The sequence below is a fragment of the Simplicispira suum genome (genome assembly GCF_003008595.1).
Classification (GTDB): domain Bacteria; phylum Pseudomonadota; class Gammaproteobacteria; order Burkholderiales; family Burkholderiaceae_C; genus Simplicispira; species Simplicispira suum.
Map to the genome: position 1 here is coordinate 2,872,221 of NZ_CP027669.1, position 11,709 is coordinate 2,883,929.

Annotated in this window: 11 protein-coding genes; 9 read left to right on the forward strand and 2 right to left on the reverse strand. The window is 60.8% G+C overall.

The genetic code is table 11. From position 1 onward, the window contains the following. Positions 1-6 precede the first annotated feature (6 nt). Genes C6571_RS13345 through C6571_RS13360 form a run of 4 tightly spaced genes read left to right on the forward strand, consistent with a single transcriptional unit; the run spans position 7 to position 3,777 of the window. The gene (locus tag C6571_RS13345) at positions 7-1,482 is read left to right on the forward strand and encodes an NADH-quinone oxidoreductase subunit M (protein WP_106447112.1); all 1,476 of its coding nucleotides are present in this window, start codon (positions 7-9) and stop codon (positions 1,480-1,482) included. 24 nt (positions 1,483-1,506) lie between these two features. Then, positions 1,507-3,000 (forward strand): NADH-quinone oxidoreductase subunit NuoN, encoded by a 1,494-nt coding sequence (nuoN, locus tag C6571_RS13350; protein WP_106447113.1) that lies wholly within the window; start codon positions 1,507-1,509, stop codon positions 2,998-3,000. Between the two features lie 6 nt (positions 3,001-3,006). Next, entirely contained in the window at positions 3,007-3,312 is a 306-nt protein-coding gene (locus tag C6571_RS13355; RefSeq protein WP_106447114.1) for a DUF2818 family protein, read from the forward strand. A gap of 24 nt (positions 3,313-3,336) precedes the next feature. Then, positions 3,337-3,777 (forward strand): DUF1178 family protein, encoded by a 441-nt coding sequence (locus C6571_RS13360; protein ID WP_106447115.1) that lies wholly within the window; start codon positions 3,337-3,339, stop codon positions 3,775-3,777. An 84-nt stretch (positions 3,778-3,861) separates the two neighbouring features. Here the strand turns inward: C6571_RS13360 and C6571_RS13365 are convergent, their stop codons facing one another. Beyond that, positions 3,862-5,688 (reverse strand): ABC transporter transmembrane domain-containing protein, encoded by a 1,827-nt coding sequence (locus C6571_RS13365; RefSeq protein ID WP_106447116.1) that lies wholly within the window; start codon positions 5,686-5,688, stop codon positions 3,862-3,864. A gap of 176 nt (positions 5,689-5,864) precedes the next feature. Here C6571_RS13365 and C6571_RS13370 point away from each other — a divergent pair, with 176 nt between their 5' ends. The 5 genes from C6571_RS13370 to C6571_RS13390 all read left to right on the forward strand — a co-directional run bounded on the left by C6571_RS13370 (position 5,865) and on the right by C6571_RS13390 (position 10,576). Continuing rightward, a complete protein-coding gene (locus C6571_RS13370; RefSeq protein ID WP_106447117.1) occupies positions 5,865-6,635 on the forward strand; it encodes an ABC transporter ATP-binding protein in 771 nt (256 codons plus the stop codon). 1 nt (position 6,636) lies between these two features. Next, complete coding sequence (locus C6571_RS13375) at positions 6,637-7,362, forward strand: ABC transporter ATP-binding protein (protein ID WP_106447118.1); 726 nt, start codon at positions 6,637-6,639, stop codon at positions 7,360-7,362. Positions 7,363-7,437: 75 nt separating this feature from the next. Further along, positions 7,438-8,637, forward strand: a complete 1,200-nt coding sequence (locus tag C6571_RS13380) for an ABC transporter substrate-binding protein (RefSeq protein WP_106447119.1) — start codon at positions 7,438-7,440, stop codon at positions 8,635-8,637. 45 nt (positions 8,638-8,682) lie between these two features. Next, the gene (locus tag C6571_RS13385; protein ID WP_106447120.1) at positions 8,683-9,567 is read left to right on the forward strand and encodes a branched-chain amino acid ABC transporter permease; all 885 of its coding nucleotides are present in this window, start codon (positions 8,683-8,685) and stop codon (positions 9,565-9,567) included. Between the two features lie 13 nt (positions 9,568-9,580). After that, on the forward strand, positions 9,581-10,576 hold the full coding sequence (locus tag C6571_RS13390) for a branched-chain amino acid ABC transporter permease (RefSeq protein ID WP_106447121.1): 996 nt from the start codon (positions 9,581-9,583) through the stop codon (positions 10,574-10,576). A 13-nt stretch (positions 10,577-10,589) separates the two neighbouring features. Here the strand turns inward: C6571_RS13390 and C6571_RS13395 are convergent, their stop codons facing one another. Further along, positions 10,590-11,696 (reverse strand): lipocalin-like domain-containing protein, encoded by a 1,107-nt coding sequence (locus C6571_RS13395; RefSeq protein WP_106447122.1) that lies wholly within the window; start codon positions 11,694-11,696, stop codon positions 10,590-10,592. Between the last annotated feature and the right edge of the window lie 13 nt (positions 11,697-11,709).

Genomic DNA, 11,709 nt, shown 5'->3' on the forward strand with positions numbered 1-11,709 from the left:
ATAAAAATGGGTTTGTTGAGTCTTGCCATCTGGACGCCTATCGCGTTCGGACTCCTGCTGCTCTTCATGGGGCGTGATGAACAGGCCGGTGCCGTGCGCTGGCTCGCCTTGATTGGCGCCATGGCCGGATTGCTGGTCACGTTTCCCTTGATGGCCGGCTTTGTTCCGGGTACGGCGGACATGCAGTTCGTCGAGAAGCTACGTTGGATCGACACCGTCCAGATCTTCTATCACCTGGGCGTGGATGGAATCTCTTTCTGGTTTGTCCCGCTGACGGCCTTCATCACGGTGATCGTCGTGATTGCGTCCTGGGAATCGATCACGTCCCGCGTGAACCAGTACATGGCTGCGTTCCTCATTCTGTCCGGCGTGATGATCGGTGTGTTCTGCGCGCTTGATGGCATGCTGTTCTATGTCTTCTTCGAGGGCACCTTGATCCCCATGTACCTGATCATTGGTATCTGGGGTGGCCCGCGCAAGATCTACGCGGCGTTCAAGTTCTTTCTGTACACGCTGCTCGGCTCCTTGCTGATGCTGATCGCCATGCTCTACCTCTACAACGAGGCAGGTGGCAGTTTTGATATTGCCTCCTGGCATGCGCTGCCCTTATCGGCACACGCGCAGACCATGCTGTTCTTTGCCTTCTTTGCGGCGTTTGCCGTCAAGGTCCCGATGTGGCCGGTGCACACCTGGTTGCCTGACGTGCACGTCGAAGCGCCTACGGGCGGCTCGGCCGTGCTGGCGGCCATCATGCTCAAGCTAGGCGCCTACGGTTTTCTGCGCTTCTCTCTGCCTATCGCCCCTGACGCCTCGCGCGAATGGGCGTGGTTGATGATCACTCTGTCGCTTATCGCAGTGATCTATGTTGGCTTGGTGGCGATGGTGCAGAAGGACATGAAAAAGCTCGTTGCCTACTCATCGGTGGCGCACATGGGTTTTGTCACCCTGGGTTTTTTCATCTTCAATGACCTCGGGATGTCGGGCGGCATTGCCCAGATGATTGCGCACGGTTTCGTGTCCGCCGCCATGTTCTTGTCCATCGGCGTCCTGTATGACCGGGTGCACTCGCGCGAGATCGCCGATTACGGCGGTGTCGTCAACACCATGCCGAATTTCACCGCATTTGCCCTGTTGTTCGCTATGGCCAACTGCGGACTCCCAGGTACAGCAGGGTTTGTTGGCGAATGGATGGTGATCCTGGCGGCGGTGAAGGCCAATTTCTGGCTCGGCCTGGCTGCGGCAAGTGCCTTGATCTGGGGCGCTGCCTACAGCCTGTGGATGTTCAAGCGCGTGTACCTCGGCCCCGTCGGCAACACCAACGTGCGCGCCATGCTCGACATCGGACGGCGGGAATTCTTTGTGCTTGCGCTTCTCACGGCCGCCATCCTGGCCATGGGCCTGTACCCCAAGCCCGTGACTGACGTGACCGATGCCTCCGTGGCCAAGCTCCTCCAGCATGTGGCCGTGTCCAAGCTGAACTGACCTGATCGAAACAAGAGTACCCCGATGATTGACAACATCAGCTGGCTGGCCATTTATCCGGAGATCGTCCTGCTGGTCATGGCCTGCGTGATCGCGCTGGTTGACCTCGCCATACACAGTCCACGCCGCACCGGAACCTATGTGCTCACCCTGCTGACGCTGGGTGTCGTAGCGCTGCTGGAGGGCATGTATGCCAGCCGCGGCAATACCTTCTACGGTTTTGGCAACATGATCGTCAGTGACGCCATGGGCAACTGGCTCAAGTGCTTTGCCGCTATTGCGCTGATGGTCACACTCATTTATGGGCGCCCTTATGCAGGCGATCGCGACATGCTGCGCGGTGGTGAACTTTTCACGCTGAGCATGTTCTCGCTGCTGGGCATATTCATCATGATTGGCGGCAACAACTTCCTGGTGCTCTATCTCGGGCTGGAGTTGCTTACGCTATCGAGCTACGCACTGGTGGCGCTGCGGCGCGACGACGCAACCGCCACCGAAGCGGCGATGAAGTATTTCGTTCTTGGCGCGATGGCCAGCGGCTTCTTGCTCTATGGCATGTCCATGGTGTACGGCGCCACAGGTTCACTGGACATCGGTGAAGTCTTCAAGGCCGTCAACGCGGGCCAGATTCGCCACCAGGTGCTGGTGTTTGGTCTGGTGTTCATCGTGGCCGGCCTGGCATTCAAGTTGGGCGCTGTGCCGTTTCATATGTGGGTTCCCGACGTGTACGAAGGCGCTCCCACCGTAGTCACCTTGCTGGTTGCCGGCGCGCCCAAGCTTGCCGCCTTTGCGATCGTGATGCGCCTGCTGGTGGACGCCTTGCTGCCGCTGGCTATTGACTGGCAGCAAATGCTCGCCGTGCTGGCCATCGGTTCCTTGCTGGTGGGCAACCTGGCCGCCATTGCGCAGACCAATCTCAAGCGCATGTTGGCGTATTCAACGATTTCGCAAATGGGTTTCGTCCTGCTGGGCCTGATGTCGGGCGTCATCAATGGGACCGTGGATGCTGCCACCGCACAAGCGGCCTACAGCGCTTCCATGTTTTATGTGGTGACCTATGTGCTGACCACACTGGCCGCTTTTGGCGTGATCATGCTGCTTGCCCGCAGCGGTTTCGAGAGCGACACCATTGCCGATATGGCGGGGCTGAATCAGCGCAGCCCGCTGTATGCCGGCATTCTCGCGATCTGCATGTTCTCGATGGCAGGCGTACCTCCTTTGGTCGGGTTCTATTCCAAGTTGGCGGTACTGCAGGCGCTTGTGGCATCGGGCGAGACGCTGCACATTGCCTTGGCTGTGTTTGCCGTGGTCATGTCGCTCATCGGCGCGTTCTACTACCTGCGGGTGGTCAAGGTGATGTACTTTGATGCGCCGGTACAAACGGCGGTGGTGAGCGCACCACTGGACGTGCGCATGGTTTTGACGCTCAACGGCGCTCTGCTGTTCGTACTCGGGATTCTGCCAGGGGGGCTGATGGCCTTGTGCTCCGACGCCATCCTGCGTTCGCTGGCTTCCTGATCTACAGTGTCGCAAAGTGGAGCCGTCTGGCTCGTCATCCTTCTGGCCTGCGTGGCAGCGAATCTGCCGTTTGTTAACGATCGCTTGTTGTTTGTCGGGCCGCAACGGCGGCCGTCAAAGCGGCTGCTGGAGCGTTTTGCCGAGCTGGTATTGATGTATTTTGTCGTTGGCGCCGTGGGTCTGCTGCTGGAGAAGCGCGCCGGCCAGATCGCGCCGCAGCAGTGGGAGTTCTACGCCGTGACGGGAACCTTGTTCATCACTCTCGCGTTTCCAGGTTTCGTTTACCGCTACTTGCTGCGGCGGCGGGGCTGAGCGCAACCATCGGGTGTTTCTGCCATGAAGGTCCTTGATCTGCAGTGTGCCAACAGCCACGCTTTTGAGGGCTGGTTTGCCAATGAACAGGATTTCCAGCGCCAGCTCGCCCAAGAACTGGTGCAGTGCCCGTTTTGTGCGGACGCCCGAGTGCACAAGCTGCTCAGTGCCCCGCGCATCCAGCGGGGCGTGGCGCCCCCTTCAAATACGGTGTCGGAATCCAGCGCTCCACAGGCCCCGGAGGTTTCCGAAGCAGGCCAATGGCTCTCGCGCGTGCGCGAATGGGTGGCTGGCAGTGAGGATGTAGGCGAGCGCTTTGCCAGCGAAGCGCGTGCCATGCACGAAGGCGATTTGCCCGGACGTGCCATCCGCGGCGTGGCCAGCGCAGAGGAAACCCGGGAACTGCTCTCGGATGGCATTTTGGTGCTTCCCGTACCGCCTGCATTGAGCGAGCCACTGCACTGAAGAGATCAGTATTGCTATACTAAATATAGCAATAAAATGGCTTCCAATAAGCGCAAGAGGCTTGTTTAATTCAAAATTCCCCTTTCAAACTGTGAACTGCAGCGCAGCGAGCCGCGCATAGGTGCTGCCGCGCGCCATCAGCTCGCTGTGGGTGCCTTGCTCGACCACCCGGCCATGCTCGAGTACGACGATGCGGTCCGCGTTCTGTACCGTCGCCAGTCGGTGTGCGATCACCAGGGTGGTTCGCTGGCCGGCGTGGCTGTGCATGGCGGAATCAAGCGCAGCCTGCACCACGCGCTCGCTTTCTGCATCCAGCGCACTGGTGGCTTCGTCCAGCAACAACAGAGGCGGATCCTTGAGCATGGCCCGGGCAATGGCAATGCGCTGGCGCTGGCCGCCTGACAGACGCACGCCACGCTCGCCAAGAAAGGTGTCGTAGCCGTCCGGCAGCGCCACAAGAAACTCATGTGCAAAGGCTCCGCGCGCTGCGGCGTGCACTTCATCGACCCTGGCATCGGGGCGGCCATAGCGAATGTTCTCCAGCGCGGTTGCCGAGAAAATCACGGCATCCTGCGGCACGGTGCCAATGTGCTGGCGCAGATTTTCCAAGGACAGGTCGCGCACATCCACACCATTGAGCCGCACGCCATGCTCGCGGCCGCCACCGACCGGCGCCTGCGTTGAATCCACATCGTAGAAGCGCTGCAGCAGTTGGAACACGGTGGTTTTTCCGGCGCCGCTCGCGCCGACCAGTGCCACGGTTTCCCCGGACCGCAGGGTGAGGCTGAAGTTTGACAGTGCGGCCTGACTCGGGCGCGACGGATAGTGAAAATCGACGGCGTCGAACTCCACCGCCAGCCCGCGGCCGCTGTGTGGCAGCTCAATGGCTTGCGCGGGGGACGCTACCGGCGACTGGCTGGCCAGCAGCTCCATCAACCGTTCGGTGGCACCCGCGGCACGCAGCAAATCGCCATAGACCTCGCCCAGCACGGCGGCGGCTCCGGCAAGCAGACCCACGTAAAGCACCGTCTCGCCCAGGTGGCCTGCAGTCATCGTTCCGGCCAGCACCGCCTGCGTTCCACGGTACAGCCCCCAGAGCAGCAGGGCGGCGTTGGCGATGATGATGAATGCCACCAGCGCAGCGCGCGCGCGGGAGCGCCGCACGGCGGTCTCGAACGCGCTTTGTGTGGCGCGGGCAAAGCGCACCGCCTCGCGCAGTTCACCCGTGAAGCTCTGTACCACTGGCACGGCGTTGAGTACTTCGGCGGCTATGGCGCTCGAGTCCGCCACCCGGTCCTGGCTGGCGCGCGAGAGCTTGCGCACCCGCCGCCCGATCCACATGGCGGGCAGCACCACGACCACCAGCATCAGGAGCACGATGGCCATGATGCGCGGGTTGGTCCAGACCAGCATCACGATGGCGCCGCTGCCCACCACCGCATTGCGCAGTCCCATAGACAACGAGGAGCCCACGACAGTCTGCACCAGTGTCGTGTCGGTCGTCAGGCGCGAGAGCACTTCGCCGCTTTGCGTGGTCTCAAAAAACTGCGGACTTTGGCGCAGTACGTGCGCATACACGGCGTTGCGCAAATCGGCTGTCACGCGCTCGCCCAGCCAGCTCACCAGATAGAAGCGCGCCGAAGAAAACAGGCCCAGCATGATGGCCACGCCAAACAGCGCCAGAAAATGCTCGCGCAATGCCAGCGCCTTGGCTCCACCGGTTTCGGGCGTCAAACCACCGTCGATGAGTGCGCGCAAGGCCATCGGAAACACCAGCGTGGCAACAGCCGCCAGCAGCAGAAACAGAAACGCCAGCGCCATGCGGGCGCGGTACGGGCGCAAGAACGGCAACAGTCCGGAAAGCGCACGTGGGGCCGCAGTAGGCGGCAAGCTTTGGGTGTCAGAGGGCATGCGCCGCAGTGTAGGTGCAGCCTCGCGGCAGTGGTTCTGTAGGCACTTTTACATACGCGTTAGTCCCAGTGCTACACCAGGCTGCGCCCCTTACCATTCCTCGCAATCCAAGCGTCTTTTGCATTTGATCAAAATGCATCGACTGTTTTTTTTTCCATGAAAGTACCCCCGCCGCGATGAGCGATTTCATTCTTGAGACTCGGAATTTGACGAAAGAGTTCAAGGGCTTTACCGCCGTGAGCGATGTCACCTTGAACGTACAGCGCCACACGATCCATGCCCTGATAGGTCCGAACGGGGCCGGCAAAACCACGTGTTTCAATTTGCTGACCAAGTTCCTGGAGCCGACGTCGGGCAGCATTCGCTTCAATGGGCGCGACATCACGCGCGAGCAGCCCGCCCAGATTGCACGCCGTGGTGTGATCCGCTCATTCCAGATTTCAGCGGTTTTTCCTCACCTCACCCTCATTGAGAACGTTCGCGTCGGGTTGCAGCGCAAGCTGGGCACATCGTTTCATTTCTGGCGCAGCGCGCGCAGCCTGCACCAACTCGATGACCGTGCGATGCATTTGCTCACCGAAGTCGGGCTGGAAGACATGGCAGACGAAGTCACCGTCAACCTGCCCTATGGCCGCAAGCGGGCCCTCGAAATTGCGACCACCCTTGCCATGGAGCCTGAGCTGATGCTGCTTGACGAGCCAACCCAGGGCATGGGCCATGAAGACGTGGACCGTGTCACCGAGCTCATCCGAAAGGTGTCTGCCGGACGCACCATCCTGATGGTGGAGCACAACATGAAAGTGGTCTCGACCATTGCCGATCGCATTACGGTGCTGCAGCGCGGCGCGGTTCTGGCCGAAGGGCCTTACGAAGAGGTTTCTGTGAATCCCGATGTGATGGAAGCCTACATGGGCAGTACCGATGCCCAATTGCAAGGAGCGCACTGACATGGCAAATACCGCCAGCCAGACTCCCGCCCTTGAAATCTCCAAGCTCCAGGCATGGTACGGAGAGTCGCACGTGCTGCACGGCATCGACATTGTTGTGCAGCCTGGAGAAGTCGTCACGCTGCTGGGCCGCAACGGCGCTGGCCGTACGACCACATTGAGAGCTGTCATGGGGTTGACGGGTGCGCGCACCGGCTCCATCAAGATCAATGGCGTCGAAGCGATCAATCTCTCCACGCACCGCATTGCGCACTTGGGCATCGGCTACTGCCCGGAAGAGCGGGGCATTTTTTCCAGCTTGTCCTGTGAAGAAAATCTGTTGCTGCCTCCGGTGCTCAAGACCGGCACGCCTGGCATGTCGGTTGAAGAGATCTACGAATTGTTCCCCAATCTGGCAGAGCGTCGGAACAGCCAGGGAACGCGTCTCTCGGGCGGCGAACAGCAGATGCTCGCGGTTGCACGCATCTTGCGCACAGGCGCCAAGCTTTTGTTGCTCGATGAAATTTCCGAAGGCTTGGCCCCGGTCATCGTCCAGGCACTGGCCCGCATGATCACCATGCTGCGCGCCAAGGGCTACACCGTGGTCATGGTTGAACAGAACTTCCGTTTTGCTGCACCCCTGGCAGATCGGTTCTACGTGATCGAGCACGGAACCGTCGTTCAGAAATTCAGCTCCAGCGAGCTTGAATCGCGGATGCCAATACTAAATCAGCTGCTCGGTATCTGAGCCGTCTTTTCGGTCTGCGCGCGCATTGGTTTTCTGTCGTTTTTTGATTTCCAACCGTCCATAAGGAGACATCGCATGAAGTACAAGCACACCACCCTGGCCCTGATGCTGGCCGCTGCAGGTTTGGCCACCGGAGCCGCACACGCCCAGGAAAAGGTCACGATCGGCTTTATCACCGACATGTCCAGCCTGTATTCGGACGTTGAAGGCAAGGGCGGCGCAGAAGCCATCCAGATGGCCATCGACGATTTCGGCGGCAAGGCGCTGGGCCAGCCCATCAAGCTCCTGACGGCAGACCACCAGAACAAGGCGGACATCGCCGCTGCAAAGTCGCGCGAGTGGGTCGATACGGAAGGCGCAACCATGCTCTTCGGTGGTACCAACTCCGGCACGGCTCTGGCTGGCGCCAAGGTGGCCCAGGAGAAGAAGGTCGTGTACATGAACAGCGGCGCTGGCTCTTCCGCGCTGACCAACGCAGCTTGCAGCCCCTACACCATTCACTACGCGTACGACACGGTTGCGTTGGCCAAGGGCACCGGTGGTGCAATCGTTGACACTGGCGGCAAGTCGTGGTTTTTCCTGACCGCTGACTACGCTTTCGGTCACGCGCTTGAAAAAGACACCAGCGCAGTCGTTGAAGCCAAGGGCGGCAAGGTGGTGGGCGCAGTGCGCCACCCGCTGAACGCATCTGATTTCTCCTCGTTCCTGCTCCAGGCACAAAGCTCCAAGGCGCAAGTGCTGGCGCTGGCCAATGCGGGCGGGGACTTCATCAATGCCGTCAAGGCGGCCAAGGAATTCGGCATCGACAAGACCATGAAGGTCGCCGGTTTGCTCGTGTTCCTGAGCGACGTCCACAGCCTGGGCCTGAAGAATACCGCTGGCCTGCAGTTCACCACCGGCTGGTACTGGGACAAGGACGCTGAGTCGCGCGCATTTGCCGAAAAATACAACGCCAAGATGAAGCGCATGCCCACCAGCATCCAGGCGGCCGACTACTCTGCCACCATGACGTACCTCAAGGCCGTGGAAGCGGTGAAGACGACCAACGCCGACAAGGTGATGGAGTACATCAAGAAGACCCCCATCAACGACATGTACGCCAAGAACGGCATCGTGCGTCCGGACGGCCGCATGGAGCACGAGATGTACCTGGTGGAAGTCAAGCAGCCCGCCGAGTCCAAGAAGCCCTGGGACTACCTCAAGATCGTGAAAACACTCCCTGGCGCAACGGTGTTCACCACCAAAGCCGAGAGCACCTGCGCGCTCTGGAAATAATTTCCTGAGCTAAACCCTACCGAATCGCTTCTTACCGCCGCTCCCATGGAAATCTTTGGTGTCTCGTTGCCAGGCTTGCTGAGCCAGCTCCTTCTGGGGCTGGTCAACGGCTCGTTCTACGCAATTCTTAGTCTCGGGCTGGCCGTGATCTTCGGCCTGCTCAACGTCATCAATTTTGCGCACGGTGCGCTGTTCATGATGGGAGCGTTGGTTACATGGATGGCCATGAACTACCTGGGTATCAACTACTGGGTCATGCTGGTGGTTGCGCCCTTGGTGGTGGGGCTGTTCGGTGTGGTGACCGAGCGTCTGCTCCTGCGTTGGATCTACAAGCTCGATCACCTCTATGGTCTCTTGCTGACGCTGGGCCTGACGCTGTTGATTGAAGGCGTCTTTCGCTCCATCTACGGTGTTTCAGGCTTGCGCTACGACACGCCGGAGCTGCTGTCGGGAGGCACGAACCTGGGGTTCATGTTCCTTCCGAACTACCGCGCCTGGGTGGTGGTGGCATCGGTCACGGTGTGTATCGCAACCTGGTTTGTGATCGAGAAGACAAAGCTGGGCGCCTATTTGCGCGCCGGTACAGAAAATCCACGGCTGGTGGAGGCGTTCGGTGTCAACGTGCCAGTCATGGTGACACTGACTTACGCGTTCGGCGCGGCATTGGCAGCGTTTGCCGGAGTGCTTTCGGCGCCGATCTATCAGGTCTCCCCGTTGATGGGGCAGAACCTGATCATCGTGGTGTTTGCCGTCGTCGTGATTGGCGGCATGGGCTCGATCATGGGCTCCATCCTCACCGGCCTCGGGCTGGGTGTGATTGAAGGTTTTACCAAAGTTTTTTATCCAGAAGCGTCCTCGACCGTGGTCTTCGTGATCATGGTGATCGTGCTCCTGATTCGCCCCGCCGGCCTGTTCGGCAAAGAAAATTGACGGGGCCCATGCCATGAATTTCAAGAATCTTGCTGCGCTGGGCTACGGCCTCTTGCTCGTCGGTCTGCTGGCCGCCCCGTTCCTGGGCGTCTATCCGGTCTTTGTGATGAAGCTGCTGTGCTTCGCGCTGTTTGCTGCGGCGTTCAACCTGCTGCTGGGCTACGTGGGCATGCTGTCGTTTGGCCACGCGGCATTTCTGGGCGGTGCAGCGTATGTCACCGGGGAAGCCCTCAAGGTATGGGGCTTTACGCCGGAGGTCGGCTTGCTGCTCGGAACGGCCAGTGGTGCTCTGCTGGGGCTCATCGTCGGATTTTTCGCGATCCGGCGCACGGGCATCTACTCGACCATGATTACGCTGGCACTCGCGCAAATGCTGTTCTTCGTCGCACTTCAGGCACCTTTCACCGGCGGTGAAGACGGGCTGCAGGCGGTGCCTCGCGGCAAGCTTTTTGGCCTGCTCAGTCTCAAGAACGACCTGGTGCTCTATTACGTGGTGCTGGTCATCGTGGTTGCTGCGTTCCTGCTGATCGTCCGCACGGTGCACTCACCGTTTGGTCAGGTGCTCAAGGCCATCAAGGAAAACGAGCCGCGCGCCACGTCCCTCGGTTACGACACCAACCGCTTCAAGCTGCTGGCCTTTGTGCTCTCGGCCGCACTGTCGGGTTTGGCAGGCGCACTGAAAACCTTGGTGATGGGTTTTGCCACCCTGAGCGATGTGCATTGGACGGCATCGGGGCACGTGGTGCTGATGACGCTGGTGGGCGGTCTGGGGACGCTCTCGGGGCCGCTGATCGGCGCTGCCGTGGTGGTCATGCTGGAAGACAAGTTGGGCGAGATCGGTCAATTCCTCACCGACACGACCCGAATCGAGTGGTTCAGCACATTGGGTGAATCGGTCACCATGGTCACCGGCCTGATTTTCGTGATCTGTGTGCTGGCCTTCCGCCGCGGCATCATGGGCGAAATCATTGCCTGGCTGCAGCGCAGGCGCGGCGAGGGCAAGCTTTGAGCTTGCTTCGCAATTACAGCGCCAGGCGCGCTGCGTAGCCCGTCATTTCCAGATAGCCGCGCCCCAGTTCGCGGCCATCTGCTGTTTGCAAGGCGCTCAGGCCTTCCCAGTAAAACGCTCCCGTGGAAGCACGGCTGTCGAGCTCCTGGGCGTCGAACAGCGCCTCTACCTTGAATCGCCCCACAGGCGTGTCCAGCTGCCAGGCCACCGGATAGCGCGCGCCGCTGGCCGGGCTGGTCCAGTGGCGCAGCGGGGTGAACCTCAGTTCACCTGTGTCAAGCGTTTGCACTTGGCCCCCCATTGTTCGCCACGAACCTCCTGCCCACAGCGCCGAGCCGTCGGCGCGGCGCAGCTGAAAAGCGGTCAGTGCGCTGCCGTCGGACAAATTCATTCCGATCCAGTCCCAACCCATCGCGCCCTCGGGAAGAATCGCTTCACTGGCCTCATGGTCCAGCCAGGCGCGCGCCGACGCATCCTGCAGCAGCAGGCGTTCACGCCCCAGCGTGATGCTGCCGCTCACCTGCAACTGCGGCTCGGTGATGTAGTAGCTCAGGTTCTCGGCGTCCGGCCCCTTGCGCGAGATACCTGCCTGGCCCTGCAGCAGCAGGGGCTGGGTGGCTGACAGAACCAGGTCGAGGGAAAACGCCTCACCTTGCATGTGCGCGGCGTAGCGGCTGCTGCCGGCCACCTCGCTGCGGCGAAGGGACCAGTCGCCCAGAACGATGTGGGTATCTTCTTCATTGGCCTCGGCCAGTCCAAAACCGGCGCGGGCAATGCGCTGGTCGTGCAGCAGCCGCTGGTTCTGCGTGTCGCTCAGCGCGGCGTGCGCAAACAGCAATTGGCGGGCGGCAAAGGCCGACTGCAGGGCCTCGGTGCCGGGAACGCGGCTGCGAAAGAAGGTGAGCTGAAAGCCCAGGTCGCGTCCGCCCGAGCGCGTTTGGCCGGTGAGGTACCACCACTCGGTGCGCAGCTTCGGGTGGCTGCCATGGTCGCGCGGAAAAACCAGGGGACGCACTGCCAACACCGCTGCGCCTGCCTCCCTGCCTATTCCCGCTCCCAGGCACAGCGCCAGCCACTGGCGGCGAGACCAGGCGAGCGGCTGGGTGGCACCGGCCTGCATGGAAGTTTTGCAG